Genomic DNA, 23,174 nt, shown 5'->3' with positions numbered 1-23,174 from the left:
AAAATAATAAGCCATTGCATCTGAAGAAACAGAATATTTTAAAATGCAAAGGTTTTATTGGTTCGAATTGATGATTGGAGGAAGCAAAGGATGGTGGCTGTACCACTGATGAAGCCAGATGAATAGTGCTCATGATTCTTACAATAGTATTTTACTCCTCTTACCTCCTTCCCTAACCTCCTCCAGGTTGTATAATAACCGTCTCCGCCCCTTTGGACAACGGTCTCTACCCTCTTATATAAGCAGGTGGAGCCCCTTATCCAAGTCCGTCTACCCCCTTACCCAAGGGGTATAGCCCCTTCATGAAGGGGGTAGAGACCGTTCATGAAGTCCCTCCAGGGGATTGGTGAAGGGGCTAGAGGGACTTCCGAAGGGTCTATGGGTACTTCTGAGCAATATTTATAGTGACTTTTAAGAAAATTTACGCTTTCCCGTAAGCAGAAGCTGGAGATTTTTATTATTATTGCGATCTTAATTGGATAATACAGCCTAAGCTGTTTGTCAGAATATGAAAAACTATAGCCAAAAATGACTTTTACAGAATTAATTGACGAAATAGAGATCTGGGAGCCTTGGAAGGAAGAATATAACCGTTTTGTTCCTCAGTTTGTAGCAGAGGCAAGCACAGGGAAAAATTGGGAAGATTGGGACAACGAACTTTTTATGAGTTTTTTATGCGTTCTGCAGACCAATGTGTTTCGTCTCTGAGACAGGGATATTTTACCCATGCAGAAAAAGACCTTATCAAACGTAACTGGCCTGAGCTTTCCGCATTGTTACAGAAAATTGCCTTAAGCCAGGAGCAACCTTTATTTGAGACTTATCATCAGATCAAAGAACTGATCCGAATGTATACAGGCAATAATAAAAAAGCCGCTACCAACAGACTGATCGCCGGTTTGCAGCCTCAGCTGTTGTGCACCATTGTCAATCAGGACAAATTGGGACAGCTGGTGTACCTGTTGAATACCCATGTTGAGGATTTCAAAATGGAACTTACCTATGACTGGTTTGAAGACAGCCATCATTTGCTTCAGATATTCAAAGAAAAACTCAATAAAGACGGCTTTGAAATTGTAACCCTTCCATGGCAGGTTTACGATTATTTTCAGGAACAAAATACCCCATCTTCCGAAGAACAAAATAATATGAACAAAAATAAACTGGAACAGCAGATCCAAATCTTAGAATATAAAAAACAAATCATCCTGCAAGGCCCTCCGGGAACCGGAAAAACCAGACAAGCAAAGGAACTGGCTGTTGAATTATTAGGATTGAATAATACTAAAGAATTAAAAAATCACCCCCAGTTTAAACTTATCCAGTTTCATCCTAGCTATAGTTATGAAGATTTTGTAAGAGGAATTGTAGCAAAACCTGACGAGGAAGGAAATGGAATTATCTATGAGGCTGAAAACAAAGTTTTAGGTGATTTCATCAAAAGAGCGTGTGAACATTCTCAACATATCAACGAATTCCCACATGCAGAATGGCTTGATGAAATGTTTGAACATTTTAAAACTTCCATAGAGGAAGAGTTGATTGCCAACGATCATAAAATACAACTTACCAATAAACTTTTTCTAACCGATATCGGAGAGAATTCTTTTCACATTTCCAGTGAAGGATGGAAAGGAGATCGATTAAAGTTTAGTGAGATTAAAAAATTATATAAATATAATATCACAAGAAAAGAAGAAACAATAGGATTTGATGATCTTGCAAAAACAGTGTATCACAGAACATCATATTATTTTCCAATGGTAGATAAATTCAGACATTTTTTGGAAGGTAAATCTGCACCTGTTGATAATAAATCGCAATCTCATTCAGAGAATTATGTTCTAGTAGTCGATGAAATCAATCGTGCTAACCTGTCATCTGTACTAGGAGAATTAATTTACGCTCTTGAATACAGAGGCCAAGCAGTAGAAAGCGTATACGAAGTGGATGGTAAAAGGGATCTCATTCTTCCTAACAACCTGTACATCATAGGTACTATGAATACCGCAGACCGTAGTGTAGGACACATTGATTATGCGATCAGAAGACGTTTTGCTTTTATTGATGTATTGCCGGAATCTCTTGAGCATGATACCAGTATTCATTTTAATACTGAAGGTTTTGAAAAAGTTTCACAATTGTTCTTGAACGGAAATATAAGTGGCGAATTTGAAGCTAAGGATGTTCAGTTGGGACACAGTTATTTTATTGCCAAAAATGAAGATATACAGGATGGGCAGACAAAAGAGGAAATTTTCAGAATGAAAATGAATTATGAAGTAGTTCCTATTCTTCTTGAGTATGTGAAAGATGGTATTCTTATTGGAAGCCATGACGGAAAAGATATTAAAGAATATATCAATGATCTGAAAACAAATAATTAATGGGAATTTTACTTTCGGAACATAAAAGTTTTCTGATCAAACGGGTTGCTGCTAAAGAGTCTTTTACCAATATAGCAGATGAACTGCTGCATCTTGATGACGACTCTTTTCAGCTGTTTGCGGCTTTGGAAAGTAAAAAGTTCAACCATCAGTCTTATTCTTTTTCGGTGGTAAAAAGAGAAAATCATTGTGAAATTAAGGCAGATTATTTTGTAGGTATTGACTGGCTGGGAAATACCGGCAGAACCATTTATGTAGAACCCAAGATCAATGCAGGTTTGTCGCAGTACTTCCGGAACTGCCTCAATGAAGAAGAAAATTCTGTTCCCCTCCCTGAAAAATATGATAGCAAGGAAAAGACAGAGACTAAAGAAGTCAATTATCTTAAAATTCTTTTGGATGTCATGGCTTTGCCACAAACTGCACACTATTCAAAAGATATTATCCAAATAGACTGGGATGCAAAATATATCGAAATAGATCAAAAAGATGATCGTTTGACCCCTTTTCTTATTATACAGTTTTTGCAGCATTTGAAAATAATTGTAAGAAAAGGATTAAAAAAAGCATATTATAAAGCCCAGGAAAATCTTAATAGTAGAGTGAAGGGTAAATTATTAATAGGTCCACATATAAAGAAGAATGTTTTAAAAAATAAAACCACCTCTGCTTTTTGTGAATTTCAGGTTTTTGGTGAAGATTATTTTGAAAACAGGTTTCTAAAAAAAGTATTGGTGTTTGCAACCAGCTATATCGAGAACAATCCTTCACTATTTTCTTCCAATATAGAATCTGTTCAACATATTTTAAATTATTGCAGGCCGGCATTTGAACATATCAGTACCGATGTTGATGAACATCAATTAAAACACGGCAAAAAAAATCCGTTCTTCAATGAATATGGAGAGGCTTTACGAATAGGGAAATTTATTCTGAAACGGTTCTCGTATACGATTACGAAAACGACGCAGAAAAAAATAAAAACGCCTCCCTTCTGGATTGATATGCCCAGACTGTTTGAACTTTATTTTTATTATCAATTGATCAAAGCTAATCCTGAAGACGCTCATCATATTCATTATCAATTCAAAACCTACGGAAATCATCTGGATTTTCTGATTAGTAAACCGGGCTATGAAATGGTCATTGATACTAAGTATAAATTAAAATATACTAAAAGTCATATCCACAAAGACATTCGCCAGGTTTCAGGGTACTCCCGTTTAAAGAAGGTTATCAACGAAATGAAAAGTAAAAATAAGGACTGGAAAGAAGATCAGATATTGGATTGCCTGATTATTTACCCTCATCTTCAACAGCCTGATAGTGAGAATTCTAATAATCCTCCCTCATTACTGCATAACTTTTCAATTGAAAACATAAAAAGACAGTTTGATAATACTGATAATCAAATCACTGCTTATCATAAAATTTTTAAACTGGGAATAAATTTGCCTGTAAGCTAGTAAGGATGCTTTGTGGCAATGAAGGTTTAAAATAATGTGTCTATAATATTTAGATTCCTGGAATGACACGGTCGGTGCTTATTTGCGCGTGTATAGTCTCTGACAATAGGTGATGACAATGTAAGAGTCGAGATTCCTACGGTATGACTAGCTTAGCGCTTATTGGTGTGTGTAAGTGTGCATAGTTACTTGCTTCAACATACCACAACCTATTCGCTTAGCCTATCCACAACGTTTGTCATTCCGTAGGAATCCAGGGCATAGAAATCTTTCTGATGATAAATGAGGATAAACTACTGCTTAGATTCCTGCACAATGACAAAGTGGGCGCTTATTGGTGTGTGTAAGTGAGTAGTTACTTGCTTCAGACATACTACAACCTATTCGCTTAGTCTATCCGCAACGTTTGTCATTCCATAGGAATCCAGCCATAAAAGCATTCTGATGATAAATGAGGATAAAATTAGAGTCGAGATTCCTACGGAATGACAAGGTGTGTGCTTCTGTGTGCGTGCATAGTCTCTTGTTTACTCTATACATATAAACCATTCACTTAGACTATCCACACCGTTGGTCATTCCGATTTCTATGACAAAAGGTGGAATAAAAACAATTAAATCCAATTGAAAAAAAGTGGTTCTATATTTTTTGTACCTTTTGTAAAACAAATACACAAATGACTGCATTTTCAAAAGGAAGATATACCTACTATATCTATATTCTTACCAATAAAAATAGAAGAGTTCTTTATACCGGTGTTACAGGAAACCTGCACAGGAGATTGTATCAACACAAAACGAAGCTCAATCCGCGCAGTTTCACAGCAAGATATAATCTTGAATATCTGATTTATTATGAAAAATATAATTGGATTCATCATGCCATTCAAAGAGAAAAGGAAATTAAAGACTGGTCAAGAATTAAGAAACTTGAACTGATAAGGAACACAAATCCTAATTTAGAATTTTTGAATTACCTGTTTGAAAACTGGATTTGATACGGATATTTTATATGAATTACAAAATTGGATATCGTCAGATTAATAATGTAGAAAGTTCATAGAGAATGTTTTAATTCCGAGGGTAAAATAAGAGCTTAGATTCCTGCAGAATGACAAAGTGGGTACTTATTGGTGTGTGTACATGTGCATAGTTACTTGCTTCAGACATAATACAAACTGCTCGCTTAGACTATCCACAACGTTTGTCATTCCGTAGGAATCCAGGCCTAGAAAGCTTTATGATGATAAGTGATGACAATATAAGAGTTTAGATTCCTGCGGAATGACAAAGTGGGCGCTTATTTGTGTGTGCATAATCTCTTATTTGCTCCACGCATAATACAAACTGCTCACTTAGACTATCCACACCGTTTGTCATTCCGCAGGAATCTCAATATAACACGTCTAAGTTTAGGCTAAAGCCCATTTCTATTGAATTTCTGCTACAAACTAAGATAGAAGAGTACTGCCGAGCCCAAACTCCTACGCCCTTCATAATACTTTAACACCCTTTATAGCCTCTCCCCCGATAAATTTTCGTTCTTTTGCAAAAAGTTTTAATTTTTACCTAACCGCATGTCTAAGTTTGATGAAATCCGGTATTTCTATGATCAGGAAGTGAATGAGAGATTACAGAGCATAGCCCGTGATCCCATGATGAAAGCCTTTATGAATTTTACTTTTCCTGATACGGATGAGCAGCTTTGGCTGGAACAGTTTAAGAATGTTCATTCCATAAGTGATTTTCAGCATCAGTTTGTTGCCTTTGCCGTTCGCCAGATCCTTGCAAAAAGTTCTGACGGTTTAACGACTTCAGGATTTGATAAGCTGGATAAAAACACTTCTTACCTTTTCATCTCGAACCACAGAGATATCGTTCTGGATACTTCACTGCTTAATCTGGTATTGCTGGAAGGGGGTTATGTAATGACGGCTTCTGCCATCGGAGATAATCTTGTGCGTAAGAAGTTCTTAAACGTACTGGCAAAACTAAACCGGAATTTTTTGGTACAAAGAGGACTGCCGCTTCGTGAACAGTTGACAAGTTCACAGACGATGTCTGAGTATATTAAAGAGCTGCTCCTTCAGGAAAACCGCTCTGTATGGATTGCCCAGCGTGAAGGCCGTACCAAAAATGGTAACGATTCTACCCAGCAGGGTGTTTTGAAAATGCTTGCCATGGCAGCCGGAGACCAGTCATTGACAGATTATTTTAAAACATTAAAGATTGTTCCTATCTCTATCTCCTATGAGTATGATCCTACAGATTCCTTAAAAATGCCTCAGCTACTGGCACAACACAGAGATGAGGAATACATTAAAGGGAAAAATGAAGATTTCACCAACATTATCAGCGGAATTCTGGGCCAAAAGAAACGCATCCACCTTCATGCCGGTGATGTTCTGGATAAAGAACTGGATGAAATTGCAGCCAGCATTGATAATAAAAACAAACAACTGCAGGCCATTGCACAGGTAATTGACCGTTCTATCATCAGTAATTATAAGCTTTGGCCAACCAAGTATATCGCTTACGATCTGCTTCATAACACGAATACATATGCTTCCGAATATACGGAACAGGAAAAACAGTTATTTGTCCGCAGACTTGAAATGCGCATAGATCCTTCAGATCCTGTTTCCAGAGAGTATTTCTTAGCAATGTATGCCAATCCTTTGGTGAATAAACTGAAGGTTGAAGAAGAGTATAAAAACTAGTTTAGGATACTATAAAGATAAAAAACCACTGTTCTTGAGCAGTGGTTTTGTTGTATTCTTTCAGATTTTTATTTGGATTTTGACATGGAATCTACTTCTATGATTGCCTCTGCAAATGCTTTTGGAGCTTCCTGTGGCAAATTGTGACCAATTCCGCCCGTTAAAGTATGATGTGCATATTGACCTGTATATTTTGAAGCATAACTTTCCGGTGCAGGAAATGCTGCTCCGTTGGCATCGCCTTCCAGGGTAACTGTTGGGACCGAAATGGACGGAGATTTTGCCAGCCTGGCTTCAAGCGCATCGTATTGTTTTTCTCCTTTTGCTAATCCCAGACGCCAGCGGTAATTGTGGATCACAATATCTACATGATCAGGGTTATCGAATGCTTTGGCAGAACGCTCGTAGATCTGGTCATCAAAAGTCCATTTTGGAGAAGCCGTTTTCCATATCAGTTTATTAAAGGCTAAAGTATTGGCTTTATACCCCTTATACCCTCTTTCTGTTGAAAAATAATACTGATACCACCATAACAACTCGGCATTCGGAGGCAAGGGTTTTTCATTGGCCTTTGGACTTCCAATCAAATAGCCGCTTACCGCTACCAGTCCGGTGCATCGTTCAGGCCACAGTGCAGCCATGATATCTGCGGTTCTTGCACCCCAGTCGAAACCGCCAATGATGGCCTTATCTATTTTCAGGGCATCCATAAAAGCAATGATATCCAATGCAACAGCACTCTGCTGACCGTTTCGTTTTGTATTGGGAGAAACAAAGGTCGTTGTACCATATCCTCTCAAATAAGGAACTAAGACACGGTATCCTTTTTCAGCAAGTATAGCGGAGGATTCTTCAAAACTATGGATATCATAAGGCCATCCATGAAGAAGAATAACAGGTTTTCCATTAGCCGGGCCGACTTCTGCATATCCAACGTTCAGCAGTCCGGCTCTGATGTTCTTTGTATTCTGAAACGCGGAGGTAACGGATGTTTCCAGGTCTTTTTCTCGCTTGGTATACGTCTGTGCTTTTAAAGACAAAAATCCCATTCCCGTCAAAATAAACAGGGATAAAATGGATTGTATTCTTTTACTGAAGTTCAATGTAGTATTCATAATAGTGATGTTTTGTGCTGGTAAAATTATGGCAAAGCAGAGATCGGAATAAGAACAAATACTTTGAACAGGTCATATTAAACGTTGAATACTGATTTTCGGGCGGTAAACAAGACAGCTTCCCTACTCTTCTTCATTGTTTTAATTTTAAAAGAAAGAATTTCCGGGGTATAAAAAAGTACCACATCTTGTAAAAACATCATGATAATCATTCTATTAAAAGTAAAATTGTTTATATTTAATTAGATATATGCAAAAAAAATTTCATGTTGTAAAAGGCAGGATAATTGCAATACTCTACAAAATCACACAAAATAAGACTTATGAATATACAGTTAGACCCACAATCTAAGACTGAAAAGAATGCTGTTGATCATTTCCGTTCAGATGTTTTGAACGGACTTCAAAATGCTCCTAAAAAATTATCTTCAAAGTATTTTTACGATAAGATAGGTGATCATCTTTTTCAGGAAATCATGGCCATGCCTTCCTATTATCTGACCCGGTGTGAACTGGATATCTTCAAAAATAAAACAGATGAACTTATTGATCTGCTTATTCCCGGAAATGAACCTTTCGACCTGATTGAATTAGGAGCGGGAGACGCCATAAAATCCACCTACTTACTTGAACAGCTGATCAGGAAAGGGATTGACTTTACTTACATGCCGATTGATATCTCAGGAAATATCCTTTCGATACTTCACAAAAAACTAAGCAATCAGCTTCCGGAAATGAAAATAGTCTGTCTGGAAGGGGATTATTTTGAAATGCTTCAAAAAGCCGCTTCATTATCGGACCGGAGAAAAGTTGTTTTATTTTTAGGAAGCAATATCGGGAATATGACTCCTGAAGAGGCTGAAGACTTCTGTCTGCATTTGAATAGCAATCTATCCACAAAAGATCGTGTATTGGTAGGATTTGACCTCAAGAAAAATCCGCACATTATTCTGGAGGCTTATAATGACAAAGAAGGAATTACCGCTTCTTTTAACCTTAATCTTCTGACCCGTATCAACAATGAACTGGGTGGTAATTTCGATGTGAAACAATTTCAGCATTACCAGACTTATGATCCTGTTACCGGAGCCTGCAGAAGTTTTCTGATCAGCCTTATCAGCCAGGATGTTATGATTGACAATACAAAGATTTCTTTTGAAGAAAACGAACTTATCGATATGGAAATTTCACAGAAATTTTCTCCTGAAAACATCAGGGAATTGGGCGAGAAATCAGGTTTTACCATCACAGGAGAGATCAAAGATGCTAAAAAATGGTTTTTAGACAGCATCTGGCAGGTAAAATAAAAAGAGATGATACACACAGCCAATCTGCAAAAGTGAAAAAATAAAACATCCTTATTTCATAGAATTGTAATCATTAAAAACTAAAAGACATGACACCAGAGATCATCGCAAAAGATATTACCAAAAAGTATCGGAACATCCGCAGACGTTCTGAAGAAATCTGTGCTCCGCTGGAAATCGAGGATTATGTAGTGCAGCCGATTGTAGATGTAAGCCCTCCGAAGTGGCATCTTGGTCATACCACCTGGTTTTTTGAGACTTTCATCCTTACCCCGCATTTTCCGGATTACAAGGTTTTTGATCCACAGTATAATTTTGTTTTCAACAGCTACTATGAAACTATCGGAGCAAGGGTGATCCGGACCGACCGCGGAAACCTCAGCCGTCCTTCTGTTTCAGAGGTGTATCAATACAGAAAATATGTAGATGAGCATATGGAAGCTTTTCTTGAAAGCTCATTTCTGACAGAAGCTCTTGAACCGCTGTTGGAACTGGGGCTTAACCATGAGCAGCAACACCAGGAATTATTAGTGACTGACATTAAATATATTTTAGGGCACAATCCGCTTTTCCCGGCGTATACAAAAGAAGAAAAATCCGGAAAAAACAGCTCCGAAGATCTGGAAATGCTCAAATTTTCTGAAGGAGTCTATGAAATTGGATATAAAGGAGATGGATTTTGCTTTGATAATGAATTAGGAAGGCATAAAGTATATCTTACAGATTTTAAAATTGCCAGCCGGCTTGTCACCAATAGTGAATATTTAGAATTTATGAAAGCAGGCGGATATGAAGATTTCAGACACTGGCATGCTGAAGGATGGGACTGGGTGAAACAGAATGCTGCAAAATCCCCGCTGTACTGGCATTATATCGAAAATAAATGGATGTATTATACCCTCAATGGCTTACAGGAAATAGACCCTGACGCCCCATTGTGCCATATCAATTTCTATGAAGCGTCTGCTTTTGCCTCCTGGAAAGGAATGCGTCTGCCTACTGAAGAAGAATGGGAAACGGCTTCCGTTTATTTTGACTGGGGAACACGCTGGGAATGGACGAATTCTGCTTATCTGCCCTACCCTCATTTTAAGAAAGAAGCAGGAGCTGTAGGGGAATATAACGGAAAATTCATGATCAATCAAATGGTCTTAAGAGGAGCTTCGGAAGCTACTCCTCCGGGACACAGCAGAAATACATACCGCAATTTTTTTCAGCCTAATTTAAAATGGCAGTTCACAGGAATCAGACTTGCCCAGTAATTTTTTGCCGATGATTACAGTAGAATCAATTTCAAAAAGTTTTAACGGAAAAAAGGCAGTAGATCAAATTTCTTTTCAGGCATTTGATCAGGAGATTCTTGTTCTTTTAGGAACCAGCGGATGCGGGAAAACAACCACGCTTAAGATGATCAACCGTCTCATAGAAGCAGATTCCGGAAATATTTTCATAGATGGCAAAAATATCCGTGATCAGAAGGCTGAGGAACTGAGAATGGGAATTGGTTTTGTCATGCAGCATTCGGGGTTATTTCCCCATTATACGATTCAGCAGAATATTGCAGTAGTTCCTGAGCTTTTGAAATGGGACAAAAAGAAGACGAAAAGGAAAACGGATGAGCTTTTGGCCAAACTCCATCTTTCTGAAGAGGTACTTTCCCGGTTTCCCCACGAGTTGAGCGGAGGACAACAGCAGCGGGTAGGTATTGCAAGAGCTTTGATTGCAGATAATCCTGTTTTGCTGATGGACGAACCTTTCGGAGCGCTTGATACGATTACCAAGGCTGATATTCATTCGGAATTTAAATCGCTGGAAGAACTTAAAAGTAAAACCATCATACTGGTTACTCATGATGTACAGGAAGCCTTTGAGCTGGGTCACCGGATATGTCTGATGGATCAGGGAAAAATTGTACAGACCGGTACTCCCAGAGAAATGCTTTACCACCCTGAAAATGACTTTGTGCGTGATTTTTTCACCAAAAACCGTCTTTTATTAGAGTATAAAGTAACATCGTTACATCACATCAGCCCGTTTCTTACACCAGAAAATGTATACTACAGACCCAACGGTACGGGTAGTAAAAGTGTATGGGATATTTTACAGCAATTGAGTTCGGATCACCAAAACGCTGAAGTGTATGAAGAAGTGGTCAGAGCGTTTAATCAGTATAGAAAATCACAGATGGTATGACGCAGCAGCAGAGTCTTTGGCAATTTATTGCGGAACAGCACGAAAAATTAACCACCCAGATCATTCAGCATCTTGGGCTTACCTTTTTGTCTCTGCTTTTGGCTATCATTGTGGGAGTGCCATTAGGAATACTGATTTCCAGAAAAAAGAAGCTTTCCAGTCCGGTGCTGGGCATCGCCGGCATTTTACAGACCATTCCGAGTATTGCCTTGCTGGGATTTATGATTCCTGTTTTAGGCATTGGTCCGAAGCCCGCCATTGCTGCTTTATTGATCTATGCTCTTCTGCCCATTATCCGGAATACCTATACCGGAATTACAGGTGTAGATCCAGCTGTGATTGAGGCAGCTAAGGCCATGGGAATGAACAGAAACCAGCTTCTTTTTAAAGTAAAGCTTCCCTTGGCCATGCCGGTTATTATAGCAGGTATCAGGACCGCTGCTGTTATTAATGTTGGAGTGGCTACTCTGGCCTCTTTTGTGGCAGCAGGAGGTTTGGGAGAGTTTATCTTCGGGGGAATTTCGCTCAACAATACGAATATGATTCTGGCTGGAGCCATTCCGGCGGCATTATTAGCAGTTTTTCTGGATCAGATTATTGCCATGATCCAGAAATCGGGTTATCGGTTCTTTCAAAAACTAAAATATATTCTTCCTGTTATCCTTATTATTCTGGGAATAGGATATGTTCTGATTTTTGGGTCACACCGTACGATTAAAGCGGGTTTTACACCGGAATTTATGGGGAGACAGGATGGTGATATCGGGCTTCGCTCAGTCTATGGACTCAATGTAAATCCTCTTGTGGTAAGTGATGCGATTATGTATAAGGCTGCTTATGAGAATGAACTGGATCTGATCAGCGGATATTCTACAGACGGCAGAATCAAAGCGTATGATCTTTATGTACTGGATGATGATAAAAAAATATTTCCTCCTTATTATGCGGCTCCCATTATCAAGACCAAAACGCTGAAAAAATTTCCGGAGCTGGAAAGAACCTTAAATCTATTGGCAGGAAAGTTCACAGATTCCATCATGACAGACCTGAATTACAGAGCTGATCATCTCCATGAAACCCCGGAAAAGATTGCAAAGGAATTTCTCATCAGAAATAATCTGTATAAAAGTCCTGGAAAAAGAAATTCCGGAACAGTCAGAATTGGTTCAAAAATCTTTGGTGAGCAATATATTCTCGCAGAAATGTATACGATGCTTATTGAAGGGTATACAGATTATAAAGTGGAAACGAAAACGGGTTTAGGGGGAACAAAAATATGTTTTGATGCGTTAATGAATGATGCCATAGATTTTTATCCTGAATATACCGGAACAGGGCTTCTGGTGCTTTTAAAACCTTCCACAGAGACCATCAGCAATGTGTCCAAAAGTCCTGAGACAACCTATGAATATGTGAATACCGAGTTTGAAAAACAATATGGGATTCAATGGCTGAAACCGTTAGGATTTAATAATGCTTATGCTCTGATGATGCGAAGAAAGCAGGCTGAAGATCTTCATATCAAAAATATATCTGATCTTACCCATTATTTTGATCAATAGTCTTTGAAATCCATCAGTTTTTTTAAAAACCCTATCTTCGTATCTGAAAAAATTGACAAAATGAAAAAAATACTATTGCTGGCTTCGGTTGTATTGGTTCTCCAATCATGTGTGGTAAGAACGGCTACAAAAGTAGTATCAGGTGCAGTAAGCTTAAGTTATAAAGCGGTAAAAGGTACAGTAAACGGGATTAGCTGGGCCGTAAGCAAGGCTAAGGGAAAGATAGATGAAGACCGTCTGGATGGTACCTGGAAAGTAGTAGGTGTTTACCGTGGTTCTTTTGAAGATTTTTCAAAAGATCAGAATCCGGACGGAACATTTACTTCGGAATGTACGGAAGGTTTTGATCAGATTGTTTTCAAGGCTAAAAAGTCTAAATTCAAGCCCGTACACTGCAGTACACAGGATGAAGATTGGGTAAAATATTCTATGGAATTCGGAAAAAATCCTTCAACGAAAGAAAAGGAGAATTATATAGAGTATAATTCCAACAATTATATATCTGTGATTGATGTGACTAATAAAACTATGGTTCTGGAAGGCAATCTCATGCCTAAATTAGGTTTTTCCGGAGCAAAATTATATCTCCTTGAAAAGGTAAAATAAATTCAGATTTATATAAAAATAATCCCTGCTCTTTTGAACGCAGGGATTTTCTGTTTATTTATAGGCTATAATTGCATATGCAGGACGGGATATTCTTTACCTTCTCCATCCTGTTCGGATCTATTCAGTATATTGAACCCCATATGTCTGTAAAAACCAACAGCCTGGCTATTTTGCTCATTTACATCCACTTTGGTTACCTGTAAATGAGATATTGCATATTCAATTAATTTTTTTCCTATTCCGGTACTTCGGTAGTTATTGTCTACAAACAACATTTCAAGGTTTCCTTCCGCAACACCTGCAAACCCAACTAAAATACCTTCTTGTTCAAACCCTGAAAGGGTGACATGCGGGAAATAGCCAGGAAGCTGTTTTTTATAATATGCAAAGTCTTCTTCTTTAAGAAAATCATGGGTATTCCTCACTGCGCTCTCCCAGATCTCAATCAAACGTGGATAATCTGTTACCGTAATTTCTCTGATCATAATTGTAAATTTAGATCACAAAGGTCAGAACTTACTGATCTAAAATACTGAACCCAGGTTAAAAAATGCGTTTACGAATTCTGCTCAGCGCTTGTGGTGTGATCCCCAGATAAGAGGCTATGTCTTTTAGGGGGATATAATTTAAAGTGACACCATATTCATCAATCATCCGGAGGTAATACTGCTCGGGGGAATACTTAATCAGGTCAATATTTCTATTCAGTATTTTATTAAGTAATATAGCTGTTAAGTCATCAAAAACTGTCTTTAATCTGGGAATAGCAGAATATAATTCGGCGGCCTTCTTCTTGTCTATCCTGTAGATAACGCTGTCTACGATGGTCTGTACATTAAAAGCGGATTTTTCCTGTAATGTAAAGGATATATTTGACAATGAAAAAGTTCCTTTCTTACAAAACCAAAACGTTTGTTCATCTCCTTTGTGATTAATTATCCAGCAACGCAATAAGCCTTCAAAAACAAAATAACTGTACTTTTCTGTTTCCCCTTCTTTAATCAGAAATGTATTTTTCCTGACTGAGATCTGTTCAAAATATTGATCAAATAACTTAGATTCTTCCGAACTAAAGGTATTGGGGTCTACATCAAACTCTTCAAGTAATTTTTCTAAAAGCATACTATAGAAATTATTTATATATCAGTATTTCTAATCTTTCAAAGATACACAATGATTATTGCGATAATATCTTTATCACTGATATAATCATTTAGTTTCTATCTTAATAATTTTTCGTCCCTGCTCTCCTAAGTAATGAAGTACAAGCTTTTCATACACCTTATAACCATCATCCACATTGGTAAAAATTACAATTCCTTTTCCTGAATCGGGCAATATAATGGCGATACATCTTGTTCCCTGATCTGCTCCGCCATGAGATAATGCATATTCACCATTTCCAAGATCATAAACCTCAAAACCTAATCCGAAATATTTATTTTCTTTAACCTTTACCTGCTTTTTGATCATTTCCTGAAAAACATCCGGTTTCAGATTTTTCCCTTTCATAATGCTGACCATAAAATTTCCGTAATCTTCTACCGTTGTATGGAGATCATCGGCAGCATTGGCTGTAGTACTTTTTTCGATGGGGTAAGCTTCCCCTTTTTCATTATATCCTGTTACAAATCTTGCTTCGTCAGTATTTTTACCCCAAATGTAACTGGTATCCTTCATTTTGAGAGGCTGGAAGATGAGTTCCTGTGCTAACTTCTCCAACGTTTTCCCAAATTTCTTTTCCAGTGCTTTCCGAAGGTATTCAAAACCTTCTCCTGAGTATTGGTATCTTGTGCCGGGATCAAACTGAAAATTCAGCTTTTTATCTGCATTCATCCATCTCCAGTTCGGGAAACCTGTTTGGTGGCTCAGGATCATTCTGGTCGTTAATTTTGTATGCCTTGGATCATGCGAAATATCGGGATCTATCCAGTAAGTATCAAGAGGTTCGTCCATTTTCCACTTGCCTGAACTTATCAGGCGTAAGGCTACCATAGCTGTAACAGGTTTGGTGAGTGATGCTACATTAAATAAGGCTTTATGACTTGCTGGAATCCCTTTCCTGATCCCGCCAAAAACTTTTACCTGCTGTAATTTTCCATCTTCGATAATTCCTAATCCCAGCGTTGGAATATTGTTTTCTTTCAGCCAGCTTTGCATGGACTGATCGTTATCAAACATGGTTTCACTATCGGTAGTCAGCTTCGGATGGTGATTAAAGCTCAATGAATTTTTAAGCTTCCACTCATCATTTTCCAGTATCCATAAATGGGTAAATTTTGCTTCCCCTACTAGTTTCTCCGCCTGGCTCCCCATCTTTTCATAAAACAGATGATCTCCATTCTGAATGGCAGCATAGATCTTCCCGTCTTTATACATAGGATAAACTTCTGTGCTTTTATCAACCAGTACTCTTTTGAGCTGATAAGTTTCCGGGGATTTGCACAATCCGTTTTTAAAATCATTGATAAAATTTTTCCTGTCTTCGAAACCTCCTTTGTCGTGGTAAAATTCAAAACTATCGCTCAACAGATTTTCCATCTGCTTGATGTTGCAGGTATTGTAGCCTATAGAAAAAAACAGGCTGTCTTTCGACATAATGGTTTTATAAAGAGGATCTGTTTTTTCTATCTGTGCCTGCATGACACTCATGAACAGCATTAAAAAAGGAAGGGTGAACCTTGAAAACTTTGTCATTGTTATTTTTTTGACAAAGATTCAATTTCCTTTTGTTTTTCTGCTAAAAACGAACCCGACAAAAACCCGACAAAGTCATAACAGGCTTTATATCATACTGAATTTCAGTCTGAAATAGAGTTTTTTATTCTTATCTATTTCGGCTGCATTTCTAAGGATGATAAATACATTAGAAAGCACAATCAGGATCATCAGGATCAGGGTAAACTGTTTTCCGAACTTTAAAAAGATGCCAAGCATGAAGGTAATAGGCGCCATCACTGTCCAAATCATCTGAACTGAAATAATCTGTCTGGCCAGGCTGTTTCTCTGCTTCATACTATGCATGAGAATAAGCGGAACGAAAATGTTCAGTGGTGGTAAAAGGGTAAAGATGAGTGAGGAAAGATTAATGATTTTAATGTATGAATAATTGATTGGAGCTTCCTCTTCTTTTGCTTCTATTTCAACCTCATGTGTTTCTGAAATTGCGGCCGGCTGATCCTGCTGCAATTCAATCTCTTCTATTTCCAGAGCCTGAGCCAGTGATCTTAACGTATGTCCCTTCGGCTCTGTTCCGGATTCTATCCTTTGAATGGTTCTTACGGAAATCTTGGATTGTTCTGACAGCTCTTCCTGGGTCAGATTTTTTTGTTCTCTTATGGCTTTTAGCTTGGACATCGTTGGGGATATTCTGAAAAAAATGTTTTGGCTAATTTACAGTTTTCCTTATTAAAATTTTTTCTTACTTCTGCTGATATTTAAATTATTAATCATATAAAAATAAGTGTATTTTTATTTAAAAATAACTTTCTATTTTTCAGTTATTTACAAACACTAACACCACATCAGTTTATGGAAAATACACTATCCAAATCCGAAGTCAGGAAGAATATTGCTACCTATCTCATTCTTACCCTGCTTTTCTGTCTTCCTGTCTATTATATGTGTATCCGCACCGGAAAACTTGGCGGCGGAATAATCTCTTATGCAACAATTGTCATGTGGTGTCCTGCTATTGCTGCATTTCTTACCTGTCGTATCCGGAATATCCCCATTTCTTCTCTGGGATGGAAATGGGGACTTACAAAATACCAGATCATGGCGTACTGCATCCCCCTTCTTTACAGCTTGGTTCCTTACCTCATCATCTGGATCAGTGGAGCTGGCGGTTTTTACAATCGTGAATTTGTCGCGGAAATTGGCAAAGGAATGGGCTGGAATCTTCCAGATGGTCTCACGATCATTCTGTATGTTATTCTGATGAGTAGTTTTGGCATGGTACGTTCAGTAGGCTCTGCATTAGGTGAAGAAATAGGCTGGCGTGGTCTTTTAACTCCTCAGCTGGCCAAAATGAATTCTTATACTGCTACTTCTCTTTGGATGGGTGTAATCTGGTCGATCTACCATTATCCTCTCCTGCTTTTTTCCAATTATAATACAGGCGGACCTAAATGGCTGGCTCTTCTATGTTTTACGGTTATGATATTTGCAGCTTGTTTCATCTTTACATGGTTAAGATTAAAATCCGGGAGTTTATGGACAGGTGTTATTTTACATGCCAGTCATAATCTTTTTATACAGTCTATTTTTACTCCTCTAACTGCAGATACGGGAAATACGAATTATTATATTGATGAGTTTGGTATTGCGCTGCCTATTGCAACAGCTGTTGTGGCTTATTTCTTCTGGAGGAAGAGGAAAGAACTGGAGCATGATCATCCACTTTCAGCAACCTCCTGATTAAAAAGACAGCCTTTTATTGAAAGGGCTGTCTTTTTCATATATTATTAATTTTGAAAAATCTATTCCGGAGCAATTACTTCAATAAGCCGTATTCTGCTGAGCAGATCTTGAAATATTTCCTGGGTATCTCTGCTCTCTCCTAACGAAATACTTAATCCCTCTCCTTCCTTATCTTCATTTTTAAGGCCAATTCTACCTGCTTTTTGGCCTTCACTGTTACTTATTTCTTCAAACGGTATTTCGTTATCTTCAAACCATGATTTAATTTTTGCTACCGCAGAATTACTATTTTTGGATGTTCTTTGTAAAACTAACTGCTCCGGCTCTCCAAAGAATCCTTTAGCATTCTTATTCAATACAAACTGCACGAGAAATTTAAACTGATGCTTATCAGGTCTCGCATACCATCTGGCCTGGCTGTATCCGCCCAAATGATGACGAACGGGTATCTCATTCGGGATATTATCGTTGGCAAATACCTTTGTATTCATTATTTCATGATGGAAAGTAAGATCAGTTTTAATATTTCCACCTTCTGTCCTATATTTTTCAGCCCATTCACTTATTCCTTTAAACTCTGTTTCTCCCATTGTTCTGTAGAATGTCATCGTATGGAGATCAGGACTGCCTTCTGTTCCGTTTCTCAATAAACCAAGTCTTTGCCTCATAAATTCTTTACTTTTACTTCCGCTATCCCATCTTCTTTCATGAAATTTTTTGATAAAAAACAATTGCTGCAGATCCCGATATACAGAAGATGTAACAACCTGGGTATTCATAATGATATTAACTTCATGCCTTTCCTTTTCGCTGACATCCCCATACTTTTCTTTTCTTTCATTTTCATACTTGTCACTTTCCCACTGATCATGGTTGAATTTATAGTCTCCTTCAGATAGATAGTCTGCGTTATAAATGTCAAGTACCTGAATGATATCTTTTATATCTCCTCCCATCAGCTCCAGGGTTTCCAGCATCTTTCTTTCGTTTTCCCTGCTGTTTATAAAGTAGGTATTGAAGACCTCCTGCACAGTCATTGCTTTTATCTTTCCGTTTTTCAGCCTGATTCCTATCTTAGCTTTGTTATTTGTTCCTTTTGCACTGAAAAACAAATTGTTGTATTTTCCTATAATGCTCATAATCGTTTTATTTAAGGTTATTTATTTGATTTCTGAAATTTTTCTCTATTCTGACTTCCAGAGTTTTTATCCATATTAATAACACAAATTTCTGCGGAAACATTCTGACTCGTTAAAGGGGGAAAACCCATTTTTAGAAATTCAGGGTTTACCCTTATTTACAGGTAATGTATTTGTTTATTTCATTCATTAAGTTCTTAGATATCATAAAGAGTCATGATTAAAATTTCACTCATAGGAGAATTCCCTTATTCTTTAAAATTCCGTTTTTTCCCTTAATGAAGATTTATTTTATTTAATGAAATTTGTATCAGACAAAAGAGATCAACAATCTCATAGTCAATATTTAAATCAAAAAAAATAGTAACCCATTAAAACCAGAATATGGCAGAAACAGTAAACACCCAGACTACAGATGCAGTAACGCAGACTAATGTTACGGTACTTGGTGAGTCTCCCGCACAGGCTATGAGTATGCTTTACCAGATGGCCACGCATGCCAGTGGAATTTCCATTCAGAATTCTGTGACAAACCAGCAGAACTTGAACCAGCTCAACCCTGCGATTGTTGCAGATGCCATTAAAATTTTAAAAGGATAATTTAAAACCTTACCATCATGAGTGAAAACAACAGTGAAACCCAACAATCCCAGGCAGCCAATGCTACCACTCCGGCGGAGAAAGCTGTAGTATTTGTGAACAGTGAGGTATTGGCTCCGCCTAAAGCTTCTCCAATGACCGGAGTAACCAAAGTAATGATAGAACAGTCTACAGGAATGATGGTTCAGGATTTACAGTCATTCTTAAAAGGATTTGAACAGGTAGGTTTAATTGCTTTGAGCAGATTGGCCAATAATCTCCTGACCTACGGAACGACTTTCGGGCCGGCTCCGGGCAATAAAGAGACCTCTGTTCAGATGGCTGAAAATATTCAAGGCCAGGATGCAGGAAAAGGCAATGAAATGATGAAAGACTTATTCAAAATGGTAAGTGATTATGCTGAAGTAAAGGCAAAAATTTCCAATACTATTTACAATGTCAATGCGCTTCCTGTCTCAGAAGCCCTTCCTTCTCCCCCATCTTACACGGAAGTTTCCTCTGAGGCTGAAGATCCTGAAAAAAAAAACGAGTAGATCCGGTTCCGGAAGAAGTCTCATCAGAAAAAGAGAGTATGAGAAAAAGCTCTATTACGGCTGATCATAGGGGAAAATTAGTATTAAAGTCAGTTAAACTGACACAGCCACTCGTAAAACCAGAGATTAAAGAAGCGGTAATTTCTTCTATAGAAACGGAAGTTAATCCCAGGAAAAAAACAATAATAGCCCAACTCATTGAAAAAATTAAAATAAATAAGAGATGAATTACTCCTCAGCAACCAAACCTGCCAAAATTTTAAACCTGGAAAGTTTAAATGATTTGAATGAAAGACTTTATCTGACCAGAAGCAATGATATTCTTTATCTGAATCCCAAAAGTACAGATATAAAAAAGAGCGATCATTCGGAACGTTTTGTATTTAATCTTCAGACCTCGGACATTAATATTCAGCCTTCCATAAGACTCGTCAGCTGTATCAACAGATTAGGGAAAAGGTACAATCATTTTCAGTGTTTTGTAGTAGAACCTAAAGATCAATCAACGGGAATAGCCTTGATCATGGTCAAACTGGATGATCCAAAAGCCTTTTACTGTAATGTGAGAATTTTACCTCTCAGCACTTTAAGTGAAGTAGCTTCTCCGGAAATTGACTCAAAGCTTCTTACCATCAATCTTGAAAAATCAAAATGTATACTCAAAACCGATATTACGATTACACCGTCTAATACAGGGGAAGCACAGTATGCGGTACATGATGTGGATGTGTCAGCTATTTCGGAACTGGTAAGCCAGAATGAAATCATAGAATTAAAAAGAGAACTGGAATTCCAGGCTTCCAAATTGATTGCCCACTATTTTCAGGAAATCCTGAGTATTATAGTAAACGAAACAACTCCAAATAACGGTACACCACCCGTGATTCCGGATGATTATGTCCTGACTCTTCCTTCCAACCAGCTTAAAGAAATGTTGTCGGCCAGTGCCATCTCAGCATGTATCGCTCTGGAGATTACCGGATATAATGTAGTGAAAGAAATCAACCGGGACTGGAGATCTGCTGCTGCATTTATTAATTATCTGCTGTAAAAAACAGATGTTCTAATCTCATAAAAATATAACGTATGCGCAGAAAAATCAGTAAGAAATCTCCTGCTCCCAGACCACCGGTGCCTGTGACAGAACCTGAAATGGTAGAAAAAGAAATCATGCCTTTTGTTTTAAGACATGAAGACGAAATCATTACTTATATCAGGGAGAAAGCCATCAAAGAGACCATGAAGTCCCTGGCTCCTCTTCTTGAAAAACTGGAGGAAGCCGTAAAACAGCATGAAGCAGCTCCTGTTCCTGTGGCCAGTCCACCACCGCCTGATACTCCTGTAATGAATTATGAAGAACAGCTGAAAAAACTGCAGGAAGCCTCAACAGCAAAAATAAAGGAGAAAGAACTTAAAATAATGGAGCGAATGAATAAGCTGAATACAAGATTGGGTAATATCAAACCTTAGAACCAACAAAACGAATTAATATGAACGAAATTGATACAATCGTAACCGGAATGTATACCGCAGTACCTCAGGCTATTTCTGCACAGGTAAGCGCACATTCCACCGGACAGATGCAAATCAATTCTGCATTGAACCAGCAACGGAATGCTATGACCGGGATCAGCCATTATGTGATGGGATTAAAAAAAATGAGTCCCAAAAATATAAAAATAAAGGAATTGGAGTCATTTAGAAAACAGCGTTTCTAATTCCTATTCCACACAACTACGGATGCGGTTTATTTCTCTGCAAAGATGAAATCCGGTGCCCTCAGCATATATACAATCAGGTCAACATTTATTTTTGCACCGCCTTTCAGATGCTGTCAATGTACAAAAGCAATCATTCAGAATCCGTCTTTAGCCCAAAGGAATCCGGCATTGCCAGTATACCCGCAGCAGGAATTTATTTTTGAGACAGATATTAAAAATAAAGACCGCATCCTTTTACAAAAAAAATATGCTTTAAACTCGCACAGGTTTTACAGATAGGGTTTCAACCATTGTATTCAGAGCCACCCTTCAGATCCAGTTTATTCATAACCTGTTAATACCAATGCTTTTGAAATATATTCATCTGCAGGATCTGTGGTGAGTTTAAAACTCCAACATAAAACTAGTTTACCTCAATAATTTATTAACCGAGATCCGATCTCAAAAAAAACAATTACCATTATGCCAGTTAATGAACAAATCACAGACGCAGTAACACAATCGAACGTAAAAGTAGTAGGAGAATCTCCTGCAATGGCACTAGCCAACGTGTATCAATCTGCAGCCCATTCTACAGGAATCATGTTTGAAAATGCGGTAAATACGCAAAATCAGCAGAATATTTTAGGCCAGGCAGCGACCACTCAGGGAATCCTGCAGATCTATAGCCTGGATACTGTAGCTGACGCAGTTTCTATTGCGAAGATCCTTAAGCCTTAATTTTTAAGCTATTTGATCGAAGTAATAACCTCAACCGGAAAGCCCGGTTGTTTTTAACCTAATAAACCTTACTCATTATGCCAGTTAATGAACAAATCACAGACGCGGTAACGCAGTCTAACGTAAAAGTAGTAGCAGAATCTCCCGCAATGGCGTTAAGTAATGTGTATCAATCTGCTGCACATTCTACAGGAATTATGTTTGAAAATGCAACAAACGCTCAAAATCAACATAATATTGTTACCCAGGCAGCCACTACTCAGGGTGTGACTCAAATCTACAGCAAAGACACCATCGCTGATGCTCTTTCTATTGCTAAAATTCTTAAACCTTAAACCAATTCTGCAGACCGCAGAATACATTAACCCGCCGGAAAACCCGGTAATTTTAACCCAAATAAACAATAATCATTATGCCAGTAAACGAAAAAATCACAGACGCAGTAACGCAATCCAACGTAAAAGTAGTAGCAGAATCTCCTGCAATGGCTCTAAGCAACGTGTATCAATCTGCAGCACATTCCACAGGAATCATGTTTGAAAATGCAATCAACACTCAAAACCAGCAGAATATTGTTACCCAGGCAGCGACTACACAGGGAGTAACTCAAATTTACAGTCTGGATACGATAGCCGATGCGGTTTCTATTGCTAAAATCCTTACTCCGTAATCACTTTTTAC

At 37.9% G+C, this 23,174-nt stretch carries 26 protein-coding genes; 20 read left to right on the top strand and 6 right to left on the bottom strand.

The window, feature by feature from the left end:
• Positions 1-528: 528 nt before the first annotated feature.
• The 5 genes from KBP46_RS22050 to KBP46_RS22030 all read left to right on the top strand — a co-directional run bounded on the left by KBP46_RS22050 (position 529) and on the right by KBP46_RS22030 (position 6,572).
• Positions 529-708 carry a hypothetical protein gene (locus KBP46_RS22050; RefSeq protein ID WP_216444183.1) on the top strand — a complete coding sequence of 60 codons (180 nt, stop codon included), beginning with the start codon at positions 529-531 and terminating at the stop codon, positions 706-708.
• The gene (locus tag KBP46_RS22045; protein WP_253297109.1) at positions 675-2,387 is read left to right on the top strand and encodes an McrB family protein; all 1,713 of its coding nucleotides are present in this window, start codon (positions 675-677) and stop codon (positions 2,385-2,387) included. Before KBP46_RS22050 ends, KBP46_RS22045 begins: the two co-directional genes overlap by 34 nt.
• Positions 2,387-3,853 (top strand): McrC family protein, encoded by a 1,467-nt coding sequence (locus KBP46_RS22040; protein ID WP_216444182.1) that lies wholly within the window; start codon positions 2,387-2,389, stop codon positions 3,851-3,853. The genes KBP46_RS22045 and KBP46_RS22040 overlap by 1 nt, the downstream gene beginning before the upstream one ends.
• A 676-nt stretch (positions 3,854-4,529) precedes the next feature.
• Entirely contained in the window at positions 4,530-4,850 is a 321-nt protein-coding gene (locus tag KBP46_RS22035; RefSeq protein WP_216444181.1) for a GIY-YIG nuclease family protein, read from the top strand.
• 579 nt (positions 4,851-5,429) lie between these two features.
• The gene (locus KBP46_RS22030) at positions 5,430-6,572 is read left to right on the top strand and encodes a 1-acyl-sn-glycerol-3-phosphate acyltransferase (RefSeq protein ID WP_216444180.1); all 1,143 of its coding nucleotides are present in this window, start codon (positions 5,430-5,432) and stop codon (positions 6,570-6,572) included.
• 68 nt (positions 6,573-6,640) lie between these two features.
• Here KBP46_RS22030 and KBP46_RS22025 read toward each other — a convergent pair whose 3' ends face one another.
• Complete coding sequence (locus tag KBP46_RS22025; RefSeq protein WP_216444179.1) at positions 6,641-7,687, bottom strand: alpha/beta fold hydrolase; 1,047 nt, start codon at positions 7,685-7,687, stop codon at positions 6,641-6,643.
• Positions 7,688-8,010: 323 nt separating this feature from the next.
• Between KBP46_RS22025 and KBP46_RS22020 the strand changes: the two genes are divergently transcribed.
• The 5 genes from KBP46_RS22020 to KBP46_RS22000 all read left to right on the top strand — a co-directional run bounded on the left by KBP46_RS22020 (position 8,011) and on the right by KBP46_RS22000 (position 13,355).
• Positions 8,011-8,994, top strand: coding sequence for an L-histidine N(alpha)-methyltransferase (locus KBP46_RS22020; RefSeq protein WP_216444178.1), 984 nt, complete (start codon positions 8,011-8,013; stop codon positions 8,992-8,994).
• A gap of 89 nt (positions 8,995-9,083) precedes the next feature.
• Entirely contained in the window at positions 9,084-10,256 is a 1,173-nt protein-coding gene (egtB, locus tag KBP46_RS22015) for an ergothioneine biosynthesis protein EgtB (RefSeq protein WP_216444177.1), read from the top strand.
• A gap of 10 nt (positions 10,257-10,266) precedes the next feature.
• Positions 10,267-11,187, top strand: coding sequence for an ABC transporter ATP-binding protein (locus KBP46_RS22010; RefSeq protein WP_216444176.1), 921 nt, complete (start codon positions 10,267-10,269; stop codon positions 11,185-11,187).
• Positions 11,184-12,749 (top strand): ABC transporter permease/substrate-binding protein, encoded by a 1,566-nt coding sequence (locus KBP46_RS22005; RefSeq protein ID WP_123279503.1) that lies wholly within the window; start codon positions 11,184-11,186, stop codon positions 12,747-12,749. Before KBP46_RS22010 ends, KBP46_RS22005 begins: the two co-directional genes overlap by 4 nt.
• Before the next feature lie 60 nt (positions 12,750-12,809).
• Positions 12,810-13,355, top strand: a complete 546-nt coding sequence (locus KBP46_RS22000; protein WP_062674813.1) for a hypothetical protein — start codon at positions 12,810-12,812, stop codon at positions 13,353-13,355.
• Between the two features lie 65 nt (positions 13,356-13,420).
• Here the strand turns inward: KBP46_RS22000 and KBP46_RS21995 are convergent, their stop codons facing one another.
• The 4 genes from KBP46_RS21995 to KBP46_RS21980 all read right to left on the bottom strand — a co-directional run bounded on the left by KBP46_RS21995 (position 13,421) and on the right by KBP46_RS21980 (position 16,715).
• Entirely contained in the window at positions 13,421-13,843 is a 423-nt protein-coding gene (locus tag KBP46_RS21995; protein ID WP_216444175.1) for a GNAT family N-acetyltransferase, read from the bottom strand.
• Positions 13,844-13,901: 58 nt separating this feature from the next.
• Positions 13,902-14,480: a Crp/Fnr family transcriptional regulator gene (locus tag KBP46_RS21990; protein ID WP_062674665.1), complete on the bottom strand. Its 579-nt coding sequence runs from the start codon at positions 14,478-14,480 to the stop codon at positions 13,902-13,904.
• 87 nt (positions 14,481-14,567) lie between these two features.
• Positions 14,568-16,055, bottom strand: coding sequence for a serine hydrolase (locus KBP46_RS21985; RefSeq protein WP_216444174.1), 1,488 nt, complete (start codon positions 16,053-16,055; stop codon positions 14,568-14,570).
• Positions 16,056-16,142: 87 nt separating this feature from the next.
• On the bottom strand, positions 16,143-16,715 hold the full coding sequence (locus tag KBP46_RS21980; protein WP_123279498.1) for a helix-turn-helix domain-containing protein: 573 nt from the start codon (positions 16,713-16,715) through the stop codon (positions 16,143-16,145).
• Between the two features lie 174 nt (positions 16,716-16,889).
• On the opposite strand from KBP46_RS21980, the gene KBP46_RS21975 reads away from it, so the two are divergent.
• On the top strand, positions 16,890-17,777 hold the full coding sequence (locus KBP46_RS21975; protein ID WP_216444173.1) for a type II CAAX endopeptidase family protein: 888 nt from the start codon (positions 16,890-16,892) through the stop codon (positions 17,775-17,777).
• Positions 17,778-17,839: 62 nt separating this feature from the next.
• On the opposite strand, the gene KBP46_RS21970 is transcribed toward KBP46_RS21975, so the two are convergent.
• Complete coding sequence (locus KBP46_RS21970; RefSeq protein WP_216444172.1) at positions 17,840-18,919, bottom strand: hypothetical protein; 1,080 nt, start codon at positions 18,917-18,919, stop codon at positions 17,840-17,842.
• Positions 18,920-19,303: 384 nt separating this feature from the next.
• On the opposite strand from KBP46_RS21970, the gene KBP46_RS21965 reads away from it, so the two are divergent.
• From KBP46_RS21965 to KBP46_RS21925, 9 genes are all read left to right on the top strand, one after another.
• A complete protein-coding gene (locus tag KBP46_RS21965) occupies positions 19,304-19,519 on the top strand; it encodes a RebB family R body protein (protein ID WP_034697211.1) in 216 nt (71 codons plus the stop codon).
• 17 nt (positions 19,520-19,536) lie between these two features.
• Positions 19,537-20,052 carry a hypothetical protein gene (locus KBP46_RS21960; protein ID WP_062674653.1) on the top strand — a complete coding sequence of 172 codons (516 nt, stop codon included), beginning with the start codon at positions 19,537-19,539 and terminating at the stop codon, positions 20,050-20,052.
• 38 nt (positions 20,053-20,090) lie between these two features.
• On the top strand, positions 20,091-20,279 hold the full coding sequence (locus KBP46_RS21955; protein WP_216444171.1) for a hypothetical protein: 189 nt from the start codon (positions 20,091-20,093) through the stop codon (positions 20,277-20,279).
• Complete coding sequence (locus KBP46_RS21950) at positions 20,276-21,103, top strand: hypothetical protein (RefSeq protein ID WP_216444170.1); 828 nt, start codon at positions 20,276-20,278, stop codon at positions 21,101-21,103. Before KBP46_RS21955 ends, KBP46_RS21950 begins: the two co-directional genes overlap by 4 nt.
• A 35-nt stretch (positions 21,104-21,138) precedes the next feature.
• Positions 21,139-21,522 (top strand): hypothetical protein, encoded by a 384-nt coding sequence (locus tag KBP46_RS21945; protein ID WP_216444169.1) that lies wholly within the window; start codon positions 21,139-21,141, stop codon positions 21,520-21,522.
• Between the two features lie 20 nt (positions 21,523-21,542).
• Complete coding sequence (locus KBP46_RS21940) at positions 21,543-21,770, top strand: hypothetical protein (RefSeq protein ID WP_216444168.1); 228 nt, start codon at positions 21,543-21,545, stop codon at positions 21,768-21,770.
• Between the two features lie 465 nt (positions 21,771-22,235).
• Positions 22,236-22,493 carry a RebB family R body protein gene (locus KBP46_RS21935; RefSeq protein ID WP_034697220.1) on the top strand — a complete coding sequence of 86 codons (258 nt, stop codon included), beginning with the start codon at positions 22,236-22,238 and terminating at the stop codon, positions 22,491-22,493.
• A 77-nt stretch (positions 22,494-22,570) separates the two neighbouring features.
• Positions 22,571-22,828, top strand: a complete 258-nt coding sequence (locus KBP46_RS21930) for a RebB family R body protein (protein ID WP_034697223.1) — start codon at positions 22,571-22,573, stop codon at positions 22,826-22,828.
• A gap of 77 nt (positions 22,829-22,905) precedes the next feature.
• Positions 22,906-23,163 carry a RebB family R body protein gene (locus KBP46_RS21925; protein WP_034697225.1) on the top strand — a complete coding sequence of 86 codons (258 nt, stop codon included), beginning with the start codon at positions 22,906-22,908 and terminating at the stop codon, positions 23,161-23,163.
• Positions 23,164-23,174 lie beyond the last annotated feature (11 nt).

It is taken from the genome of Chryseobacterium sp. PCH239 (genome assembly GCF_018924625.1).
GTDB classification, from domain to species: domain Bacteria; phylum Bacteroidota; class Bacteroidia; order Flavobacteriales; family Weeksellaceae; genus Chryseobacterium; species Chryseobacterium cucumeris.
Note: the sequence above shows the minus strand (reverse complement) of the source record. Positions and strands in the feature narration are given on the sequence as shown.

What these genes read in the sequence shown, in the direction of transcription:
- KBP46_RS22050 (WP_216444183.1), top strand. Translation starts at nt 529, where the DNA reads ATGACTTTTACAGAATTAATTGACGAAATAGAGATCTGGGAGCCTTGG.
- KBP46_RS22045 (WP_253297109.1), top strand. Translation starts at nt 675, where the DNA reads ATGCGTTCTGCAGACCAATGTGTTTCGTCTCTGAGACAGGGATATTTT.
- KBP46_RS22040 (WP_216444182.1), top strand. Translation starts at nt 2,387, where the DNA reads ATGGGAATTTTACTTTCGGAACATAAAAGTTTTCTGATCAAACGGGTT.
- KBP46_RS22035 (WP_216444181.1), top strand. Translation starts at nt 4,530, where the DNA reads ATGACTGCATTTTCAAAAGGAAGATATACCTACTATATCTATATTCTT.
- KBP46_RS22030 (WP_216444180.1), top strand. Translation starts at nt 5,430, where the DNA reads ATGTCTAAGTTTGATGAAATCCGGTATTTCTATGATCAGGAAGTGAAT.
- KBP46_RS22025 (WP_216444179.1), bottom strand. Translation starts at nt 7,687, where the DNA reads ATGAATACTACATTGAACTTCAGTAAAAGAATACAATCCATTTTATCC.
- KBP46_RS22020 (WP_216444178.1), top strand. Translation starts at nt 8,011, where the DNA reads ATGAATATACAGTTAGACCCACAATCTAAGACTGAAAAGAATGCTGTT.
- egtB (WP_216444177.1), top strand. Translation starts at nt 9,084, where the DNA reads ATGACACCAGAGATCATCGCAAAAGATATTACCAAAAAGTATCGGAAC.
- KBP46_RS22010 (WP_216444176.1), top strand. Translation starts at nt 10,267, where the DNA reads ATGATTACAGTAGAATCAATTTCAAAAAGTTTTAACGGAAAAAAGGCA.
- KBP46_RS22005 (WP_123279503.1), top strand. Translation starts at nt 11,184, where the DNA reads ATGACGCAGCAGCAGAGTCTTTGGCAATTTATTGCGGAACAGCACGAA.
- KBP46_RS22000 (WP_062674813.1), top strand. Translation starts at nt 12,810, where the DNA reads ATGAAAAAAATACTATTGCTGGCTTCGGTTGTATTGGTTCTCCAATCA.
- KBP46_RS21995 (WP_216444175.1), bottom strand. Translation starts at nt 13,843, where the DNA reads ATGATCAGAGAAATTACGGTAACAGATTATCCACGTTTGATTGAGATC.
- KBP46_RS21990 (WP_062674665.1), bottom strand. Translation starts at nt 14,480, where the DNA reads ATGCTTTTAGAAAAATTACTTGAAGAGTTTGATGTAGACCCCAATACC.
- KBP46_RS21985 (WP_216444174.1), bottom strand. Translation starts at nt 16,055, where the DNA reads ATGACAAAGTTTTCAAGGTTCACCCTTCCTTTTTTAATGCTGTTCATG.
- KBP46_RS21980 (WP_123279498.1), bottom strand. Translation starts at nt 16,715, where the DNA reads ATGTCCAAGCTAAAAGCCATAAGAGAACAAAAAAATCTGACCCAGGAA.
- KBP46_RS21975 (WP_216444173.1), top strand. Translation starts at nt 16,890, where the DNA reads ATGGAAAATACACTATCCAAATCCGAAGTCAGGAAGAATATTGCTACC.
- KBP46_RS21970 (WP_216444172.1), bottom strand. Translation starts at nt 18,919, where the DNA reads ATGAGCATTATAGGAAAATACAACAATTTGTTTTTCAGTGCAAAAGGA.
- KBP46_RS21965 (WP_034697211.1), top strand. Translation starts at nt 19,304, where the DNA reads ATGGCAGAAACAGTAAACACCCAGACTACAGATGCAGTAACGCAGACT.
- KBP46_RS21960 (WP_062674653.1), top strand. Translation starts at nt 19,537, where the DNA reads ATGAGTGAAAACAACAGTGAAACCCAACAATCCCAGGCAGCCAATGCT.
- KBP46_RS21955 (WP_216444171.1), top strand. Translation starts at nt 20,091, where the DNA reads ATGAGAAAAAGCTCTATTACGGCTGATCATAGGGGAAAATTAGTATTA.
- KBP46_RS21950 (WP_216444170.1), top strand. Translation starts at nt 20,276, where the DNA reads ATGAATTACTCCTCAGCAACCAAACCTGCCAAAATTTTAAACCTGGAA.
- KBP46_RS21945 (WP_216444169.1), top strand. Translation starts at nt 21,139, where the DNA reads ATGCGCAGAAAAATCAGTAAGAAATCTCCTGCTCCCAGACCACCGGTG.
- KBP46_RS21940 (WP_216444168.1), top strand. Translation starts at nt 21,543, where the DNA reads ATGAACGAAATTGATACAATCGTAACCGGAATGTATACCGCAGTACCT.
- KBP46_RS21935 (WP_034697220.1), top strand. Translation starts at nt 22,236, where the DNA reads ATGCCAGTTAATGAACAAATCACAGACGCAGTAACACAATCGAACGTA.
- KBP46_RS21930 (WP_034697223.1), top strand. Translation starts at nt 22,571, where the DNA reads ATGCCAGTTAATGAACAAATCACAGACGCGGTAACGCAGTCTAACGTA.
- KBP46_RS21925 (WP_034697225.1), top strand. Translation starts at nt 22,906, where the DNA reads ATGCCAGTAAACGAAAAAATCACAGACGCAGTAACGCAATCCAACGTA.